19 protein-coding genes are annotated in these 17,573 nt (G+C 70.6%); 13 read left to right on the top strand and 6 right to left on the bottom strand.

Going from position 1 to position 17,573, the window contains the following annotated elements:
- The first annotated feature begins 52 nt into the window (after window positions 1–52).
- The 4 genes from FK530_RS05440 (at window position 53) to FK530_RS26580 (ending at window position 2,993) form a co-directional block, all read left to right on the top strand.
- Window positions 53–280: a PTS sugar transporter subunit IIB gene (locus tag FK530_RS05440; protein WP_146485949.1), complete on the top strand. Its 228-nt coding sequence runs from the start codon at window positions 53–55 to the stop codon at window positions 278–280.
- The gene (locus FK530_RS05445; RefSeq protein ID WP_146485951.1) at window positions 277–732 is read left to right on the top strand and encodes a PTS sugar transporter subunit IIA; all 456 of its coding nucleotides are present in this window, start codon (window positions 277–279) and stop codon (window positions 730–732) included. Before FK530_RS05440 ends, FK530_RS05445 begins: the two co-directional genes overlap by 4 nt.
- A 159-nt stretch (window positions 733–891) precedes the next feature.
- Entirely contained in the window at window positions 892–2,166 is a 1,275-nt protein-coding gene (locus FK530_RS05450) for a DUF445 domain-containing protein (RefSeq protein ID WP_146485952.1), read from the top strand.
- Complete coding sequence (locus tag FK530_RS26580) at window positions 2,163–2,993, top strand: Abi-alpha family protein (protein ID WP_231706506.1); 831 nt, start codon at window positions 2,163–2,165, stop codon at window positions 2,991–2,993. The genes FK530_RS05450 and FK530_RS26580 overlap by 4 nt, the downstream gene beginning before the upstream one ends.
- Before the next feature lie 92 nt (window positions 2,994–3,085).
- Here the strand turns inward: FK530_RS26580 and FK530_RS05460 are convergent, their stop codons facing one another.
- Window positions 3,086–4,306 (bottom strand): DUF418 domain-containing protein, encoded by a 1,221-nt coding sequence (locus FK530_RS05460; RefSeq protein WP_146485954.1) that lies wholly within the window; start codon window positions 4,304–4,306, stop codon window positions 3,086–3,088.
- A gap of 53 nt (window positions 4,307–4,359) precedes the next feature.
- On the opposite strand from FK530_RS05460, the gene FK530_RS05465 reads away from it, so the two are divergent.
- Window positions 4,360–5,067, top strand: a complete 708-nt coding sequence (locus tag FK530_RS05465) for a MerR family transcriptional regulator (RefSeq protein WP_146485956.1) — start codon at window positions 4,360–4,362, stop codon at window positions 5,065–5,067.
- 61 nt (window positions 5,068–5,128) lie between these two features.
- Entirely contained in the window at window positions 5,129–6,133 is a 1,005-nt protein-coding gene (locus FK530_RS05470; protein WP_146485958.1) for an AurF N-oxygenase family protein, read from the top strand.
- A 25-nt stretch (window positions 6,134–6,158) separates the two neighbouring features.
- Here the strand turns inward: FK530_RS05470 and FK530_RS05475 are convergent, their stop codons facing one another.
- Window positions 6,159–6,884: a GntR family transcriptional regulator gene (locus FK530_RS05475; protein ID WP_146485959.1), complete on the bottom strand. Its 726-nt coding sequence runs from the start codon at window positions 6,882–6,884 to the stop codon at window positions 6,159–6,161.
- A gap of 37 nt (window positions 6,885–6,921) precedes the next feature.
- Window positions 6,922–7,515: an alpha-ketoglutarate-dependent dioxygenase AlkB gene (locus FK530_RS05480; RefSeq protein ID WP_146485961.1), complete on the bottom strand. Its 594-nt coding sequence runs from the start codon at window positions 7,513–7,515 to the stop codon at window positions 6,922–6,924.
- Window positions 7,516–7,575: 60 nt separating this feature from the next.
- Between FK530_RS05480 and FK530_RS05485 the strand changes: the two genes are divergently transcribed.
- Window positions 7,576–8,562, top strand: a complete 987-nt coding sequence (locus FK530_RS05485; protein ID WP_146485963.1) for an LLM class F420-dependent oxidoreductase — start codon at window positions 7,576–7,578, stop codon at window positions 8,560–8,562.
- Here FK530_RS05485 and FK530_RS05490 read toward each other — a convergent pair.
- On the bottom strand, window positions 8,555–9,724 hold the full coding sequence (locus FK530_RS05490; RefSeq protein ID WP_146485965.1) for a pyridoxal phosphate-dependent aminotransferase: 1,170 nt from the start codon (window positions 9,722–9,724) through the stop codon (window positions 8,555–8,557). The two genes, FK530_RS05485 and FK530_RS05490, sit on opposite strands and share 8 nt — an antisense overlap.
- 38 nt (window positions 9,725–9,762) lie before the next feature.
- Here FK530_RS05490 and FK530_RS05495 point away from each other — a divergent pair, with 38 nt between their 5' ends.
- Window positions 9,763–11,091 (top strand): phytoene desaturase family protein, encoded by a 1,329-nt coding sequence (locus tag FK530_RS05495; protein WP_146485966.1) that lies wholly within the window; start codon window positions 9,763–9,765, stop codon window positions 11,089–11,091.
- Between the two features lies 1 nt (window position 11,092).
- Here the strand turns inward: FK530_RS05495 and FK530_RS26585 are convergent, their stop codons facing one another.
- Window positions 11,093–11,479 (bottom strand): hypothetical protein, encoded by a 387-nt coding sequence (locus tag FK530_RS26585; protein ID WP_223120593.1) that lies wholly within the window; start codon window positions 11,477–11,479, stop codon window positions 11,093–11,095.
- A gap of 164 nt (window positions 11,480–11,643) precedes the next feature.
- Here FK530_RS26585 and FK530_RS05505 point away from each other — a divergent pair, with 164 nt between their 5' ends.
- The 4 genes from FK530_RS05505 (at window position 11,644) to FK530_RS05520 (ending at window position 15,214) form a co-directional block, all read left to right on the top strand.
- Window positions 11,644–11,922: a hypothetical protein gene (locus tag FK530_RS05505; RefSeq protein WP_146485968.1), complete on the top strand. Its 279-nt coding sequence runs from the start codon at window positions 11,644–11,646 to the stop codon at window positions 11,920–11,922.
- A 30-nt stretch (window positions 11,923–11,952) separates the two neighbouring features.
- Complete coding sequence (locus FK530_RS05510; protein WP_231706507.1) at window positions 11,953–12,537, top strand: TetR/AcrR family transcriptional regulator; 585 nt, start codon at window positions 11,953–11,955, stop codon at window positions 12,535–12,537.
- A complete protein-coding gene (locus FK530_RS05515; RefSeq protein WP_146485970.1) occupies window positions 12,534–13,907 on the top strand; it encodes an MFS transporter in 1,374 nt (457 codons plus the stop codon). Before FK530_RS05510 ends, FK530_RS05515 begins: the two co-directional genes overlap by 4 nt.
- A gap of 86 nt (window positions 13,908–13,993) precedes the next feature.
- Complete coding sequence (locus FK530_RS05520) at window positions 13,994–15,214, top strand: HNH endonuclease (RefSeq protein WP_146485972.1); 1,221 nt, start codon at window positions 13,994–13,996, stop codon at window positions 15,212–15,214.
- Between the two features lie 4 nt (window positions 15,215–15,218).
- Here the strand turns inward: FK530_RS05520 and FK530_RS05525 are convergent, their stop codons facing one another.
- Window positions 15,219–16,886, bottom strand: coding sequence for a DNA repair helicase XPB (locus tag FK530_RS05525; protein ID WP_146485973.1), 1,668 nt, complete (start codon window positions 16,884–16,886; stop codon window positions 15,219–15,221).
- Window positions 16,887–17,059: 173 nt separating this feature from the next.
- Here FK530_RS05525 and FK530_RS05530 point away from each other — a divergent pair, with 173 nt between their 5' ends.
- The gene (locus FK530_RS05530) at window positions 17,060–17,548 is read left to right on the top strand and encodes a GNAT family N-acetyltransferase (RefSeq protein WP_205124177.1); all 489 of its coding nucleotides are present in this window, start codon (window positions 17,060–17,062) and stop codon (window positions 17,546–17,548) included.
- The last annotated feature ends 25 nt before the right edge of the window (window positions 17,549–17,573 follow it).

Below are 17,573 nucleotides of genomic sequence, written 5' to 3' on the forward strand. Positions count from 1 at the left end.
GTTCGGCCCGGTGTGAGCCGGTTTCCCCGAACCTCTCCGAAAGGCGGCAGACATGTCGAAGGCGCAGGACATCGTGAACGGGCTCGGCGGGGCCGACAACATCGACGAGGTGGAGGGGTGCATCACCCGTCTGCGCTGCGAGGTCAAGGACACCGCGCTCGTCGACCAGGCGGCGCTGAAGAAGCTCTCGCACGGCGTGATGGTCGCGGGTTCGGCGGTCCAGGTGGTCGTGGGCCCGACGGCCGACGCGCTCGCCGAGGAAGTGCAGGACCTCCTGTGACCGATGTGCTGGCGCCCGTCGCCGGGCGGCTCCTCCCGCTCTCGGCCGTGCCCGATCAGGTTTTCGCCGGAGAGATGGTGGGGTCGGGCGTCGCGATCGAGCCCTCGGTCCCCGCCGACGGTGCCGACGCCGTCGTGGTCGCCCCGGTGGCCGGGACGGTGCTCAAGTTGCATCCGCATGCCGTGATCATCCTGGCGAGCAATGGCGTCGGCGTGCTGGTGCATATCGGAATCGATACAGTGAATCTGAATGGCGAAGGCTTTACCGTTTTGGCCACCGAGAAGGCGACTGTGTCGGCCGGTGATTCATTGATCGCGTTCTCCCCGTCGGGGATTCGCGAGCGTGGGCTCAGTGCGATCTGCCCCGTCGTGATTATGGATTCCAAACCCGGGTCCGTGACGAATCTTGAAGAACGCGATGTGGAGTCGGGAGATCTGATCTTTACTGTCTGAACGCGGCGCAGCGGCGGCGTGTTCATCTGGTCACAGTGATCGAATGGAGGCGTAATCCTCTCACTATCTTGAGTACCGTGAGCGCGAATGTTGTGAGACGGGGAAAGGTGGACGACCTGTGGTGAGCTCGACGGGACGCCTCGGTGAGGGGGCCGCACGATGGATGCGAACCTGATCCAGCACCTCATCACCGTTCCGCTGTTCACCGGCATCATCGGCTACATCACCAACTGGACCGGCATCCTCATGCTGTTCGAGCCCAAGCGCTTCTACGGCGTCAAGGTCCCCGGAATGGCCACCCTGTATCCGCTGCTTCCGCGTCGCGTCCAGGTGATCCCGGCGATCCAGCCGGACGGTCGCGTCGGCTGGCAGGGCATCGTGCCCTCGCGCGCGGAGAAGATGGCGAGCATCGCCGTCGACAAGAGTCTCAACAAGGTGGGCAGCATCGCCGAGTTCTACGAGGTGATGGATCCGGAGCACGTCTCCGAGGTGCTCACCAGGGCGTCGTTGCCGATGATCCCGTCCATCGTCGAGAGCGTGATGCAGCGCGAGAATCCGCGCCTGTGGTACTCGCTGCCCGAGGATGTCAAGCTCCTCGTCTACCGCCGCGTCTCGGCGTCGCTGCCGAAGGACGTCCGGAAGATCACGTCGACCATCGGCGAGAACATCGACGACTACATCGATGCCAAGCTGCTCGTGATCCGGTACCTGACGAACAACCCGTCGGTGCTCAAGGACATCTTCTACAACATGGGCCGCAAGGAACTGAAGTTCATGCAGAACTTCGGCTTCTACTTCGGCTTCCCCATGGGCTTCCTGCTCGTCGCGCTGCTGCACTTCTTCCCGTACTGGTGGCTGCTGCCGCTGGGCGGGATCGTGATCGGCTACGTGGTGAACTACATCGGCATCCTCATGATCTTCGAGCCCATCCATCCCACCTGGTGGGTGCCGTGGAAGCAGGGCCTGTTCCTCAAGCGGAAGAAGGAGATCGGCGAGCAGTACGCGATGGTGATGGCCGACAAGGTGATCACCATCGAGAACATCTGCGACGAGTTGCTGCACGGGCCGCGGTCCGACCGCACCCGGGCGACCGTCGAGTCCGTGCTGCGCGATTCGATCGACAACGCGGCCGGATGGGCGCGCGGCTTCGTCAAGCTGTCGGTGGGCTCCGAGGCCTACGACCGGGTGCCGCAGCTGGTCGGCGCGGAGGCGCTCAAGGTCGCGCAGGCGACGGTCAGCGAGCCGCAGTTCGTCGCCGAGCAGCAGACCAAGGTCCGCGAGTTCGTGATCGAGCGGATGAGCAAGCTCAGCCCGGAGGACCTCAGTGAGCTGCTCCGGTCGGCGATCAAGCAGGATGAGTGGCTGTTGTTCCTGCACGGCGCGGTTCTCGGCTCGTTCGCCGGGTTCCTCCATCTAGCGATTTTCGGGGTGTGACAGACGTGAGCGAGAAGTCCCGTTCCTCAGCGGGTGCGAGTGACCAGGGCGCCGACGAGAACCGCGACCTCGCGGTCCGCGACGGGGGAGAGGTCGCCGCGTCGGAGAAGCAGGAGTCCGGCGGGCTCCTCGGCCGGCTCGGTCGGGTGTCGAACTCCGCCTTCAGCGTGACCCGGGAGATCGGCGGATCCGCGCAGCGTCTCACCCAGCAGTTCGTGAGCGAGGCCGGCCACCTCGTGGACGTCGCACTCACCACCGAGGTGGCGCCGCGCATCGTCGTGCACGGCGAGGTCGTGGACGACGAGGACGAGCGCGAGCCCGAGCCCGTCGCCACGCCCGACGAGCTGCGCAAGATGGGCGACCGCCTGCTCGCGCAGTCCGCGGAGCCCGCCGGCGCCCAGACACCGCACCCGGCCTACGAGCACATCCTCGCGCAGCTGTGCCCCGACGAGGCCCGCATCCTGCGGCTGCTCTTCAACGACGGCGCGCAGCCCGCCATCGACGTGCGCACGAACCGGCCCTTCGGCGTGGGCGCGGAGACGGTGGCCGCGGGACTGTCGATGATCCCCGAGGTCGCCGGGTGCCGGAATCCGGACCGGATCGCCTCGTACCTGGGCAACCTGCACCGGCTCGGCCTGATCTGGTTCTCCAAGGAGCAGGTCGACGTGCGGCGCTACGAGCTGCTCCAAGTGCAGCCCCAGCTCATCGACGCCATCAGCAGCGCCGGCCGGTACGCCAAGACCATCCGGCGCCGGATCGAGATCACGCCCTTCGGTCGCGACTTCTACGGCACCTGCTTCTCGCCGTCGTCCGGCTTCGCGGACTAGCGCGCGGACCGGCTTGCGCGCGACGGCGCGGGTTCAGCTCCCGGCGGACGATGCTGGAGGAGAACGGCCTCGCGCGTGATGCGTGACCAGCTTCAGCGCGGGTAGGCGAGGCGGCGGAGCAGGACTTCGGCGGGCCCACGGCGTCCCGCGCGTTCGAGCCGCACCGCGAGGACGACCGACACGGCCCAGACGGCGATCGCCAGCAGCGCCGCCGACCAGCTGCTCAGGTACTGGCCGAGGCCGAGGCCCCACGCCGCGAGCAGCGGCGAGAAGACCACCGACTGCGCGAGGTAGCCGCTCATCGAGCGCTTGCCGAGAGCCTGTACCGCACCGGACAGCGGGCCGGCGCCGGTGCGCTCGAGCCGGACCGCGAGCAGACCGAACACGGCCACGTACCCGAGCCCGCCGAACAGGCCGCCCAGCGTGTGCAGCGCCAGGAAGCCCCAGTCCGCGGTCGGGCCGAGTGCCATGACGTCCAGGTTCTGCAGCGCGAGCAGCAGTCCGGTGCCCCAGCCGACCGTGATCCCGACGACGGCGCACCGTCGTAGCAGAGCGACGTGCGCCGACGGCGCGTCCAGGACGCGGTGCCGGGCCGCGAGCATGCCGAGGAGGACCGCGACGGGGACGATCGTCCCGAGGAACACCGTCGGCAGCATGGTGCTCGCCCACGTGGTGATGCGCTCGGTCATCGCGTCCCAGTACCCGGGGATCGCGTTCGCGTCCGTGAGGTGCGGGGTCGGGGTCGGGGTGCCCTCCCGGGCGACCGCCTGTGCGCCGACGAGGGTGAGCGCCGAGAACGCGGCGGACCCGAGAACGAGGATCCCGGCCCAGATGGCGAGCGTTCGGTCCGATCGCCGGAGGAACAGCCAGACGAGGACGAGCCCGGTGATCGCGTACGCCCCGAGGATGTCGCCGTACCAGAGCAGCGCGGCGTGGGCGAAGCCGAAGACCAGCATCCACCAGTGCCGGCGGCGCAGCAGGCGCCGCGCGTCCGCCGGTGCGGTACCCGCGGTGACCTGGCGGTTGTACAGCTGGACGATGCCGTAGCCGAAGAGGAAGGCGAACATCGGGTAGACCCGGCTGTCGATCCCGGTCAGCGCGAGCGTCTGGACCGCGCGATCGGCGACGGAACCGTCGGCGCTGTGGGCGCCGACGCCCGTCGGGCGTCCCCACAGGAAGTAGGGGACGTTCGCGACCGCGATCAGCGCGAGCATCGCTCCGCGGGCGAGATCGGGGGCGATGCTGCGGCGCCCGATGACCGGGGTCGGCGCGGCGACGGCGGGGCGTGCGTCGCCCGTCGGGGTGGAGGTCATGCTGCGACGGTAAAGGGTGTCCCAAGGGCAGGGTCAAGACGTAGGCTCGCCGCATGGGCTGGAGCACGCGTGAGCTGGCGGAGACGGCCGGGACCACGGTCAAAGCGATCCGGCACTACCACGCGCTCGGCCTGCTCGACGAGCCGGAGCGGAAGTCCAACGGCTACAAACAGTACGGCGTCCCTCACTTGGTGCGGGTGCTGCGGATCACGAGGATGAAAGAGCTCGGCGTGCCGCTCGCGGCGATGCGCACCGACGCGCCGGAGGAGGACCTGCCCACCGCGGTCCGCCGCCTCGACGGCGAACTCGCCGAGCGGATCGCGCGACTGCAGCGCATCCGGGCGGAGCTCGCGACCGCGCTCGTGCACAACGCGCCGCTCGACACCCCCGCCGCCTTCCACGCCGTCGCCGACTCCCTCTCCGACCGCGACCGCGCGCTCGCGACGGTCTTCGGCGGGGTCTTCGACGATGCCGCGCTCAACGACATCGGCGTGCTCATGGCGGAGACCTCCGACGTCGACGAACTGTTCGACGCTCTGCCCGCCGACGCCGACGAGGCGGAGATCGAGTTTCTCGCAAGCAGACTCGCCGCGATGGTCCGGGAACAGCACGCGCGGTTCCCGTGGATGGCCGACCGCGACACCACCGCGATCCGCGGGGGTCGCATCGCGCAGGAGGCCCTCGGCGCCGCGTTCATCGAGTTGTACAACCCGGCCCAGATGAAGGCGCTGATCCGGGTGTCGGCGCTGCTGGCGGAGTGATCGGCCTGGACAGTTCTGTGGTAGACAGTTCTTAACAGAGTGTCTATCTCACGAGGTGATCATGGTTGACATCGCTCACACCGGCGTCGACGACACGCGCATCAGTGGCGCGCGCGCCGACTTCCACCGCACCCTGACCGACCTGTCGAGCGCCTCGGTCGCGCGCAACTTCGACCCGTACCTGGACATCGCCTGGGACTCCCCGGAGCTCGCGATCGACCCGACGGACCCGCGGTGGGTGCTGCACCCCGAGCTCGACTACATCGGTCGGAGCCCCTGGTACCAGGCGCAGCCGCTGGAGAAGCGGATCGCCATGGGCATCTGGCGGCAGGCGAACCTCGTGAAGGCGGGCCTGCAGTTCGAGCAGGTGCTCATCGCCGCGCTGATGCAGTACTCGTTCGTGCAGCGCAACGGATCCCCGGAGTTCCGCTACGCCACCCACGAGGCGCGCGAGGAGTGCAACCACACCCTCATGTTCCAGGAGTTCGTCAACCGGACGGGGCAGAAGGTTCCGGGTGCGCCGCGGTGGTTCCGCGCGGTGATGCCACGCCTGACCCGCGCCGCGGTCTGGGCGCCGCCGGGATTCTTCGTCGGCGTGCTCGGCGGCGAGGAGCCGATCGATCACATGCAGAAGCACCAGCTGCGCGCCGCGGACACCCAGCATCCCGCCATGACCGCGATCATCGCGATCCACGTGGCGGAGGAGGCGCGCCACATCTCCTTCGCGCACCAGCTCCTCGAGTACCAGGTGCCCAAGATGAGCCGCGTGCAGCGCGGAATCCTCTCGATCGTCACGCCGCTGGTCATGTGGGCGCTCAACAACGTGATCATGGTGCCGCCCAAGCAGTTCTGGGAGACCTTCGACGTGCCCGACGAGGTGCGCCGGGAGATCTTCTGGCGCGACCCGGCCACCCGCCGCATGCGGGCGGAAGTCTTCGGCGACGTGCGCGCGCTGGCCGAGCGCATCGGCCTGATGAACCCGGTCTCCCGCCGCGTCTGGTCGGCGCTGGGCATCGGCGGGCGCGCGTCCCGGTTCCGGGGAGAGCCGCAGTACGAGGCGATCTGACGGCGCGGGCGGTCACGGTGTGCGGTCAATGCACCTCCGCGGCCTCCGTGACCGTCATCTGCACCTGGTAGCGGTCCGAGCGGTACCAGGAGTAGCTGTGCTCCACGCGGGTCGCGCCCGCGAAGGCCACCCGGTCGAAGGCGAGGATCGGTGCCCCGGAGGGAACCCCGAGCAGGCGTGCGATCTCGCCGTCGGCGGAGATGGCGCCGATGGACTGCTCGGCCCGATCGATCGCCTGCCCGTACTCGGTGCGCAGCAACTGGTAGATCGACCGGGTCAGGTCGTGCGAGTCCATCGCCGGTGCGACGGACTGCGGGTACCAGGCGTCGTCGATGGAGATCGGCACGCCGTCGGCGAGACGCAGCCGCTTCACGTGGTAGGCCCTGTCCGCCGCGCGGATCTGCAGCGCGGACGTGGTCGACGGTGGCGGCACCCGCAGCTCGGTCTGCAGGACCACGGTCGACGGATTGCGGCCGAGTCGGCGCATGTCCTCGTGGAAGGACGCGAGGTGCAGCCGCGACCGGGCGGGGCGATCCGCCACGAACGTGCCCTTACCGCGGATCCGGACGAGGGTGCCCTCCGCGACGAGCTGGCGCAGCGCCTCGCGCACGGTGATCCGGGAGACGCCGTACTCCTCGCACAGCTGGCGCTCGCTCGGGAGGGCCGCACCGGGCACGAGGTCGTCGGCGCAGCGCTGCTCGAGGAGCGCCCGCAGCTGCTCGTGTTTCGGAATCGGGCCGTCCGCGATCATGAGGTCATCCTGTCACACCAGGTCATGACCAGTGGGGCTAACGGACGCCGGCCACTCGGAACTGCACGCTGATCCGTGGACCGGCGTGCGGCACCTTGGGCACCGCGTGCTCCCAGGTGCGCTGCGCCGAGCCGCCCATGGCCAGGAGGTCGCCGTGGCCGATCGACAGCCGCGTGCTCGCACCGCCGCCGCGCGGGCGCATCAGGAACGGGCGGGTGGCGCCCAGGGAGACGATGGCGACGATCGTGTCGTGCGTCGACCCGCGGCCGATGGTGTCGCCGTGCCAGGCCACCGAATCCGCGCCGTCGCGGTACAGGCACAGCCCGACCGAGGTGAAGGGCTCGCGCAGATCGTCCCAGTACAGCTCCGTGAGCCGGTCCCGGGTGCGGGCGAGCTCGGGATGCGGCAGGGCCGCGCCCGTGTCGTAGTAGCGCAGCAGCCGGGGCACGGGCAGCGTCCGCTCGTACATCCGGCGGCGCTCCTCGACCCAGGGCACGTCCCGGCTCAGCGCCGCGAACAACTCGTCCGCCCCGGGCTGCCACCCCGCGCGCACGTCCAGCCACGCCCCGTCGGCCAGTTCCCGGCGGTGCGGGGCGAGGGGGACGGCACCGTCGAACAGCGATTCCTGCATCGTCGGCGACGATACGAGGTCCGACTGACAAGTTCGGGGCGGCCTCCGTAGGGTTGAGACGTGCGATTCGGACTCTTCCTCCCGCAAGGCTGGCGCTTCGACCTCGTCGGCATCGATCCCGCGGACCACTGGTCCGTCATGAACGGCCTCGCGCAGCGGGCCGACGCCGGCCCCTGGGACTCGGTGTGGGTGTACGACCACTTCCACACCACCCCGGTCCCGAGCCGCGAGGCCACGCACGAGGCGTGGACGCTGATGTCCGCCCTCGCCGCGACGACGAACCGCGTGAAGCTCGGTCAGATGTGCACCGCCATGGGCTACCGCAACCCCGCTTACCTGGCGAAGGTGGCCGCCACCGTCGACCTGATCTCCGGCGGCCGGACGCAGATGGGCATCGGCGGCGGCTGGTACGAGCACGAATGGCGGGCCTACGGCTACGGCTTCCCGTCCGCGGGGGAGCGGCTCGGCCGCCTCGACGAGGGCGTGCAGATCCTCAAACAGGCCTGGACCGAGGGGTCAGCCACGCTCGACGGGAAGTACTACCAGGTCGACGGTGCGATCTGCGAGCCCCGGCCGCTGCAGGAGGGCGGGATCCCGCTGTGGGTCGCGGGCGGTGGGGAGAAGAAGACGCTGCGCATCGCCGCGCAGTACGCCGACTACACCAACTTCGACGGCACCTTCGAGGGATTCGCCCACAAGTCCGAGGTGCTGCGCAAGCACTGCGCCGACGTGGGCCGCGACTTCGACGCCATCACCCGCTCGGCGAACTACAACATCGCGATCGGCGAGGCCGCCCGCGACGTGCAGACCCGGCTCGACGAGACCCGCAACCGGCTCCTGGAGCACGCGCCGGAGGAGGCCGTCGACGCCACCATGGGCAGCTTCCTGGGCATGCCGGGCGTGGGCACCCCGGGCGACATCATCGCGAATCTCAAGCGGCTCGAAGAGGAGGGCATGACCTACGCGATCTGCTACTTCCCCGAGATCGCCTACGACACCTCGGGGCTCGAGCTGTTCGAGCGCGAGGTGATCCCGGCGTTCAGCTGATACCGGCGCGCAGCCGGCCGAGCCGCTGTGCGCCCTCGGTGAGCACCTCGTCGCGCTTGGCGAAGGCGAAGCGCAGGAGGTGGCCCCACCGCGCCTGATCGTCGGCGAGGGCGCCGACCGGGACCGCGGCCACGCCGATCCGCCCCGGCATCTCGCGGCACAGGGCGCCCGCGTCGTCGAAGCCGAGCCCGCGGGCGTCGGCCACGACGAAATAGGTGCCCTCGGACGGGTGCACGGTGAAGCCGGTCTCGCGCAGCGCCGTGGTCAACAGGTCGCGTTTGGCCTGCAGGTCGGGCGCGAGCTTCTCCAGCCAGGAGGCCTCGTGCTCGAGGGCGTGCGCGACCGCGTGCTGCAGCGGTGCCGCGCCCGTGAACGTGAGCCACTGCTTCGCGGCGCGGCAGGCGTCGGCGAGCTCGCGCGGCGCGGTGATCCAGCCGACCTTCCAGCCCGTGACGTTGAAAGCCTTGGCGGCGCCCGAGATCCGGACCGTGCGCTCCCGCATGCCCTCGAAAGCGGCGAGTGGACGGTGTACCCGGCCGTCGAAGAGCAGGTATTCGTAGACCTCGTCGGTGAAGCACAGCAGATCCCGCTCGACGCAGAGGTCCGCGATCGATTGCAGGTCCGCGTCGGAGAGCACCGTGCCGGTGGGATTGTGCGGCGAGTTCACGATGATCGCCGCGGTCCTGTCGGTGACCGCTTCTCGGAGCATCGCGGGGTCGAGGCGGTAGCGCCCGTCGGCCTCGACGAGCGGCACGACGACGCGCTGCGCGCCGGCGAGCGCGACGGTCGCGGCGTAGGAGTCGTAGAAGGGCTCGATGAGGATGACCTCCTGACCGGGCTCGACCAGGCCCAGTACCGCCGCCGCGATCCCCTCGGAGGCGCCGACGGTGACCAGCACCTCGCCGTCCGGGTCGTAGTGCAGGCCGTAGTCGCGCTCGACCTGCGCGGAGACCGCACGCCGCAGCTCCGGCAGGCCGTCGCCGGGCGGGTATTGGTTCATCCCGGCGTCGATCGCGCGCTTCGCGGCCTCCAGCATCCCGGCGGGTCCGTCGGTGTCGGGGAAGCCCTGGCCCAGGTTGACGGCGCCCGTCGCCGCGGCGAGGGACGAGATCTCCGCGAAGATCGTCGACGTGAAGGGCTGCAGGCGTCGGACGGTGCGCATGCCCGCAGCCTAGTGGCCCGCGGGGCTACCGTGGGGGCATGACCTCCGCCGTCGTCGTCGGATCCGGCCCCAACGGGCTCACCGCTGCCGCGTCCCTGGCCCGCGCCGGCCTGGAGGTGACGGTGCTCGAGGCCTCGGCGAGCATCGGTGGCTCCTGCCGGTCGGACACCCTGCGCGGCACCGTCATGGACCGGTTCTCGACGGGGCATCCCCTCGCCTACGCCTCGCCGGCGCTGCGCGAGGTGGGCGTGGACATCGAGTGGGGCACGGCCGAGATCGACGTGGCGCACCCGCTCTCGTCCGATCCCGACGACGCCGTGGGGACGCTCGCCGACGTTCCGGACTGCGGGCCCGACATGATGCCGGCCTTCTTCGGGCCGCTGACCGACATGCCGCGGTATCCGGCGGCGGCCGTGCGCTGGGGTCCGCGGTTCCTGCTGCCCGCCTTCGCGACGGCGGCCGCGCTCGGCCGGGTCGGCGGCGCCGTCTTCGCCGGGGTCGCAGCGCATTCGATCACCCCGCAACACCTGCCGATGACGTCGTCGATCGGGTACCTGCTCTCCGGGGTACGGCCCTGGCCCGTGCCGATCGGTGGCTCGCAACGGATCTCGGACGCGCTCGCCGCGATCGTGACCGCGCACGGCGGGAGCATCCGGACGGGGGAGCGGGTCACGGCGCTGCCGGACGCCGACCTCGTCCTGTTCGACACGGGGCTGCCCGCCGCATGCGAGCTGCTCGGCGAGCGCGCGCCCGGGTGGCTGCGGCGCCGCGTGCGGCAGTGGCGGTTCGGTCCTGCGGCGTACAAGGTGGATCTGGTCCTGGACGGCGGAATCCCGTGGGTGCACGAGGAACTCCGACGGTCCGCCTTCGTCCACCTGGGCGGCACCGCGCGGGAGATCGCCCGCAAGGAGCTGATGGTCAACCGGGGGCGCATGCCCGAGCGGCCGGTGATCATCCTCTCGCAGCAGTACCTCGCCGATGCGTCGCGCTGCGCCGGTTCGCTTGCGCCGGTGTCCATGTACGCGCACTGCCCCAACGGCTTCCCCGGCGATCTCACCGAGTCGATCGTCGCCGAGGTCGAGCGGCACGCGCCGGGCGTGCGCGAGCGCATCGTCGAGGTGCGGTCGGTCGGGCCCGCGGAGCTGCAGGCCGGGAACGCGAACCTCGTCGGCGGCGACATCGCCGCCGGCGCCGCGGTTCCCGCGCAGCTGATCCGCCGCCCGAAGCTCGTGGACCCCTACCGGCTCACCGACCGGGTCTTCCTGTGTTCCTCCGCCGCCGGCGCGCCGGGCGTGCACGGCATGGTGGGCATGCACGCCGCGGCGTCGGCGCTCCGGTCGCTGGAAGGCCTCGCGCCGGCGGGGTAGGTCAGCGGGGCTTCGTCGGGGTCGGGGCCGCGCCGCCGGTGCCGTAGGGATCGTCGCCCGCGCCGTGGTTCGGGTTGGTGCAGATCGTGCCCTCGTCCGGTCCGCCGGTGCACGGCACGTCGTACTCGCTGCCGGGGCCCGTGGGCTTGGGCGGGCGGGGCGTCGTGGTCGGCGCGGTGTGCGTCGGCTGGATGGTGACGGTCTTCGTCGGCTGCACGGTGTGCGCCGGCGGATCCTGGTGCTGCGCCGTCGTTCCGGCGGTGCTGGTCGCGCTGGACGGGGGAGGGAGGCTGGGGCCGGTCTCGGCCTGGTCTCCGGAACAACCCGCGCTGAGCGCGAGCATCGCGGCGATTCCCGCGGCCGCGGCGAGGGGCTTGCTGAACAACATGATGTGTCTTCTCCGTTCTGGGGATTCCCGCTCGGGTGGACACCCCCAGGGTAGACCGTTCAGTAATGCCACCGGGTGCCGGTAGAAATACTCGCTGGACCCCTCGGGCCCCGTCGCCCAGGATCGTGGAAGAAGCTGCGAACGGACGAAAGAGGCGGGTGACCATGCGATTCCACGACTACCTGGCGGAGCTGGTAGCGCGGTTCGGCGAGTTCCGGCGCGCGCACGTCGAGATGTACGAGCGGCACCAGATCCTGCTCGAGCCGTGGACGCACGACATCCTGCACTGGGGCGCCGATGGCACGCTGCACGGCAGCATCGTGGCCGGCCGGGCGCGGCCGCCCGTGAGTCGCGGCGGATGGTGCCCCTGCCGTCCCCTCGACGTGGCCGGCGACGCGGAACCGGTCTCCGGTGTCGACGGGCGCTGCCCGGAGGAGTTGTAATTAGTAGTTAGTAACTACTAATCTACCGGGGTGGCCACCCGGATGAGCGGACCCGAGCGCAGGGCGCAGGTGTTGGAGATCGCCGCGCGCGAGTTCGGCGCGCACGGACTGCACGGCGCGTCGATCGAGGAGGTCGCCCGGGAGGCGGGGATCACGCAGGCCTACGTCTTCCGGATGTTCGGGACGAAGAAGGCGCTGTTCCTCGAGCTCGTGACCGATGCCTTCGCCGGGCTCATCGAGGCCATGGCGCGGGCGGGCGACGGCACCGTCGGGATCGAGGCGCTCGCGCGGATGGGCGCCGAGTACTACGAGAACCTCGCCGACGACACCGGGCTGCGGCTCCAACTCCAGGGATTCGCGGCGTGCGGCGACCCCGAGGTCCGCGACGTCGTCCGCGGCTGCTTCGCGCGCCTGTGGGACACCGCCGCGGACGGCACCGGGCTCGATCCCGTCACCGTCAAGACCTTCCTGGCCTTCGGCATGCTGCTCAACGCGGGTGCCGCACTCGGCGTCGCCGAGGTCGATGAGCCCTGGGCCGACGGGGTCCGCACACTCGTCCGTCCCGGTCTGTTCGACCACATCACCACCACGACGAACGGTCCGGCGACGCCGTGAACCGGCTGTCCGGCGCGCTGGTCACCGTCGCCCTCTGTGCGGCGGTGATCGGGAGCGTCGGCGCGCCCCTCATCACCGCGGTGGCGCGGACCGCGCACGTCTCGCTCGGCGCCGCGCAGTGGACACTGACGATCACCCTGTTCGCCGGCGCGATCGCCGGGCCGGTGCTCGGCCGCCTCGGCGCCGGTCCGCTGCGTCGCCGCACCATCCTCGGCACGCTGGCCCTGGTCGCCGCGGGCGGCGTGCTGACGGTGTTGCCGCTGCCGTTCGGCGCGCTGCTGCTCGGGCGCGCGCTGCAGGGTGTCGGCATCGCCCTGGTGCCGCTGCTGGTCAGCGTGGCGCGCAGCGCACTCCCGCCGGAGCGGGCGACGAGCACCATCGCTTCGCTGTCCGTCGCGTCGACCGTCGGCATCGGCGTGGGCTACCCGCTGATCGGCCTCGTCGAGCAGGCGCTCGGCCTCCGCGCCGCCTACGGGACCGGGCTCGGGATCACGCTCGTGGCCCTCGCGATCGCGTGGCGGGCGGTCCCCGTCGACGAGCCCGGGCCGCGCCCGCGGATCGACGTGCCCGGGGCGCTGCTGCTCGGGGCGGGCACCCTCGGTGTCCTGCTGCTGGTCGCGGAGCCTGGGCTGTGGAGCCGATGGGCCGTGGTGGTCGGCGTGCTCGCCGGCACCGTCGTGCTGCTCGGCGCGTGGGTGGCGGTCGAACTGCGCGTCGCCTCGCCGTTGGTGGACCTGCGGCTCGTAGCGCGCCCGACGGTGCTCGCCGCGAACCTCGCGATGCTCGTCGCCGGGATCGGGATGTACCTGCTGTTCAGCGATCTCACGCGGTACGTCCAGGTGCCCGCGGGAGCGGCGTACGGCTTCGCGCTGCCCGGCGTCGCGGCGGGCGCCGCGCTCATCCCGTTCTCGGTGCTGGGCTTCGTCGCGGGCAGGGGAGCGCCGCGCGTCACGGCGCGGCTCGGCCCGCGCGGGACGTTCGGGGTGTCGGCGGGCATGGTCGTCGTGGCGGCGGGGGTGTTCGTCGCGGGCCGGGACAGCCTCGTCGTCGTGCTGGTCGCGCTGGCGGTCCTGGGCCTGGGCGTCGGCGGCGCCTCCGCGGTGATGCCCCGGCTCGTGCTCGACGGGACGCCTCAGTCCGAGACCGCCAGCGTCATGGCGGTCAACCAGATCGCCCGGGCCGTGGGCTTTTCCATCGGCAGCGCGCTCGCCGGCTTCCTCCTCGCCCGCGCCACCCCCGACGGTGCGCTCCTGCCCAGGCAGGGCGGGTACGTCGCCGTCGCCCTGTGGTCGACGGTGCCCGCGGTTCTCGCCGTCGCGGTGGTGGCTGTCGGGCGGGTGCGGGGGCGGAGCCCGGCGCCGCGCTCGTAGCGGCGCGGGCTCGGCGAAACAGGGAATCGTTCGAGAACATTGTGCGATCTCGAAAACTTGTCGGTGGGTCGGCGTAGCGTCCTGGTATGGACGAAAACATTGCAGTAGAGGAGGACCCGCCTCCCGAGGGAAGGTCGGTGGCCGAGCGGTTGCGTTCGAGTCATGTGCGGCGGTGTCGACTTGCGCTCGAACAGTACGCGCTCGCTGCTGATCTGTTGCGGGAGCGGGTGTGTGAGCGGATCGCGGCCGGGTTGGCGCAGGATCGGTGGCAGCAGGGCGTGGCCGCGGAGGTCGGGCTGGCGTTGCACATGTCGCCGCATACGGCCGCGAGGTTCCTGGCGCGGGCGGTGGAGTTGGAACGCAACATGCCCCACGCCCGCGCCCGACTGTATGACGGTGATCTGGCGCCGGAGGTGATACCCACCCTGGTCGCAGGCTTGGTGCATCTGGATCCGTCGCAGCGCTGCGCAGCGGATGGGCTGCTGTGTGCGGATCCGGCGGTGTTGGCGGGGTTGGGGCTCAAGCAGATCGCCGCCCGCGTGGAGCAGGTCGCCTACCGGCTCGATAAGCAGGTGACAGTCGACCGCAACGCCGCCGCGGAGAAGGACCGCACCGTCACCATCCGGCCGCTGCCGGAGGGGATGGCGCGGGTGTCGCTGCTGCTGCCGGTGGCGCAGGGCGTCGGCGTCTACGCGGCCCTGCGCAAGCACGCCGACACCCTCATCGGCATCGGCGAGGACATCCGCACGCGCGGGCAGATCATGGCCGACACCGCGTTCGCGCGGATCACCGGCCGCGACGCCACCTCAGGGCAACCGGTCACGGTGAACCTGACGATCCCCGCGACGGTGCTCCTCGGCGGCCAGCCCGGGACCGGGCACCTCGACGGCGGCGGCACCATGTCCGCGGAGATCGCCCGCAACCTGGTCGGGAGGGCCACCGCCGCTGGCGTCGCCTGGGTCACACGGCTCTACGTCGCGGAGTCGGGTGCGGTGGTCGCGATGGACTCACGGCAACGCTGCTTCCCCGACGGACTCGCCGAGATGATCCGCGCCCGGGACCGGTACTGCCGCACCCCGTACTGCGACGCACCGATCGCCCACACCGACCACGTCGTCCCTCACGCGAAAGGCGGCGCGACAACCCTCGACAACGGCCAAGGCCTGTGCGCCGCGTGCAACTACGCCAAGGAAGCCGCCGGCTGGCGAAGCACCGTCATCCCGGACCCGAGCGGGCGGCACACCGTCGAAACCCGCACCCCCACCGGGCATCTGCACCGATCCACAGCGCCGCCGCAGGCGGCGTGAGGTGTCAGCCGGCCTCGCCGATCGCGGGGCCGAGGATGTCGTCGGCGTCGACGATGCGGTAGGCGTAGCCCTGCTCGGCGAGGAATCGCTGGCGGTGGGCGGCGTAGTCGGCGTCGAGGGTGTCGCGCGAGACCACCGAGTAGAAGTGCGCCGTGCCACCGTCGTGCTTGGGGCGGAGCAGTCGGCCGAGGCGCTGCGCCTCCTCCTGTCGCGAGCCGAAGGTGCCCGAGACCTGCACGGCCACCGACGCTTCCGGGAGGTCGATGGAGAAGTTCGCGACCTTGCTCACCACCAGCGTGGAGATCTCGCCCGCGCGGAACCGGTCGAACAGGGCTTCGCGCTCCTTGTTCTTCACCGACCCGGTGATGACGGGGGCGTCGAGCTCGCGGCCCAACTCCTCCAGTTGATCGAGGTAGGCGCCGATCACGAGCGTCGGGGCGCCCTTGTGCCGCTCCAGGATCGACTTCACGACGGCGATCTTGGTGTGCGCGGTGGAGCACATCTGGTACCGCTCGTCGGGCTCGGCCGTCGCGTACTGCATGCGCTGGTTCTCGGTGAGCGTGACCCGCACCTCGACGCAGTCGGCGGGCGCGATCCAGCCCTGCGCCTCGATGTCCTTCCACGGTGCGTCGTAACGCTTCGGGCCGATCAGCGAGAAGACGTCACCCTCGCGGCCGTCCTCGCGCACGAGGGTGGCGGTGAGTCCCAATCGCCTGCGGGACTGCAGGTCCGCCGTCATCCGGAAGACGGGCGCGGGCAGCAGGTGGACCTCGTCGTAGATCATCAGGCCCCAGTCGCGCGAGTCGAAGAGGTCGAGGTTCTTGTACTCGCCCTTCGACTTCCGCGTGAGCACCTGGTAGGTGGCGATGGTGACCGGGCGGATCTCCTTCTTCTCGCCCGAGTACTCGCCGATCTCCTCCTCGGTGAGGGACGTGCGGGCCAGCAGCTCGCGCTTCCACTGCCGCCCCGCGACGGTGTTCGTCACCAGGATGAGCGTCGTGGCCTGCGCCCGCGCCATCGCCGCCGCGCCCACCATCGTCTTGCCCGCGCCGCAGGGGAGCACGACGACGCCGGAGCCGCCCAGCCAGAACGAGTCGGCCGCGACCTTCTGGTAGTCGCGCAGCTCCCACGGGTTCGATTCCGTGTCCAGCGTGATCGGGTGGGACTCGCCGTCGACGTAGCCGGCGAGGTCCTCCGCGGGCCAGCCCACCTTGAGCAGCAGCTGCTTGAGGTGGCCCCGCTCCGACGGGTGCACCACCACGGTGTCGTCATCGATGCGGGCGCCCACCATCGGGGCGATCTTCTTGTGCCGGAGCACCTCCTCCAGCACCGCCCGGTCGAGGCTCACCAGCGTGAGGCCGTGCGCGGGGTGCTTGACCAGCTGCAGCCGGCCGTAGCGGCTCATCGTGTCGACGACGTCCACCAGCAGCGGCTGCGGCACCGGGTAGCGCGAGTAGTTCACCAGAGCGTCGACCACCTGCTCCGCGTCGTGGCCCGCGGCCCGCGCGTTCCACAGCGCCAGCGGGGTCACGCGGTAGGTGTGCACGTGCTCGGGCGCACGCTCCAGCTCGGCGAAGGGCGCGATCGCGGCGCGCGCGGCGCCGGCCTGGTCGTGGTCGACCTCGAGGAGGAGCGTCTTGTCGGACTGGACGATGAGGGGTCCGTCGGTCATCTATCCATTGTGCCGCGCCGGGCGGAACTCCTGCCCGTCGCCGCGCGGGGCCGCAATCACGGGGCGGGCATCGACCATCTCGCGCGCCGTGTCGTTAGCGGGCGACACGATCTGGTAGGCAAGCAGGTATGCACGTCGCAGGGGACAGATGCATCGTCGCGAGTGGTGAGCGAGTGAGCTTGGGCTGGTTCTTGCCCGACGATTTTGCCGCTGTCCACGCTTTCGCTTCCGACCCGCGCGTGTGCGAGTTCATGACGTGGGGGCCGAACAGCTCCGCTGACACTCACCGCTTCCTCACCGAGCGGCTGACTCCCTCGGCGAATGACTACCAGCTCGCTGTGATCGTGCGGGGCGCGGTGATCGGTAGCGCAGCAGTGTGGGTGACGGACGCGCAGAACCAAGTAGGAGAGCTGGGCTACTCACTGTCTCCCGCTGCGTGGGGGAATGGCTATGCGACCGAGGTGGCGAGGCTTTTGATCGGGATCGGACGTGATCGCCTCGGGCTGGTCAGGATCGCGGCGACGTGCGATGTGGACAACCTGGCGTCGTCGAAGGTGTTGGACAAGGTCGGAATGGTCCGCGAGGGAACGCTCCGTTCCTTCAAGGTGGTGCGCGGTGAGCGTCGCGACCATCACGTGTACGCGATCATCACGCCGCAATAGAGGCGGTATCCACACCGCGATTCGT

Source organism: Tsukamurella conjunctivitidis, assembly GCF_007858475.1.
In the GTDB taxonomy this organism is placed as follows: Bacteria; Actinomycetota; Actinomycetes; order Mycobacteriales; family Mycobacteriaceae; genus Tsukamurella; species Tsukamurella conjunctivitidis.

Bases quoted from the DNA above. Each gene is read 5' to 3' on its own strand.
- FK530_RS05490 (WP_146485965.1), bottom strand. From the start codon at position 9,724: ATGCGCACCGTCCGACGCCTGCAGCCCTTCACGTCGACGATCTTCGCG.
- FK530_RS05520 (WP_146485972.1), top strand. From the start codon at position 13,994: ATGGACGAAAACATTGCAGTAGAGGAGGACCCGCCTCCCGAGGGAAGG.
- FK530_RS05475 (WP_146485959.1), bottom strand. From the start codon at position 6,884: ATGATCGCGGACGGCCCGATTCCGAAACACGAGCAGCTGCGGGCGCTC.
- FK530_RS05480 (WP_146485961.1), bottom strand. From the start codon at position 7,515: ATGCAGGAATCGCTGTTCGACGGTGCCGTCCCCCTCGCCCCGCACCGC.
- FK530_RS05460 (WP_146485954.1), bottom strand. From the start codon at position 4,306: ATGACCTCCACCCCGACGGGCGACGCACGCCCCGCCGTCGCCGCGCCG.
- FK530_RS05495 (WP_146485966.1), top strand. From the start codon at position 9,763: ATGACCTCCGCCGTCGTCGTCGGATCCGGCCCCAACGGGCTCACCGCT.
- FK530_RS05450 (WP_146485952.1), top strand. From the start codon at position 892: ATGGATGCGAACCTGATCCAGCACCTCATCACCGTTCCGCTGTTCACC.
- FK530_RS05505 (WP_146485968.1), top strand. From the start codon at position 11,644: ATGCGATTCCACGACTACCTGGCGGAGCTGGTAGCGCGGTTCGGCGAG.
- FK530_RS26585 (WP_223120593.1), bottom strand. From the start codon at position 11,479: ATGTTGTTCAGCAAGCCCCTCGCCGCGGCCGCGGGAATCGCCGCGATG.
- FK530_RS05440 (WP_146485949.1), top strand. From the start codon at position 53: ATGTCGAAGGCGCAGGACATCGTGAACGGGCTCGGCGGGGCCGACAAC.
- FK530_RS05525 (WP_146485973.1), bottom strand. From the start codon at position 16,886: ATGACCGACGGACCCCTCATCGTCCAGTCCGACAAGACGCTCCTCCTC.
- FK530_RS05470 (WP_146485958.1), top strand. From the start codon at position 5,129: ATGGTTGACATCGCTCACACCGGCGTCGACGACACGCGCATCAGTGGC.
- FK530_RS05465 (WP_146485956.1), top strand. From the start codon at position 4,360: ATGGGCTGGAGCACGCGTGAGCTGGCGGAGACGGCCGGGACCACGGTC.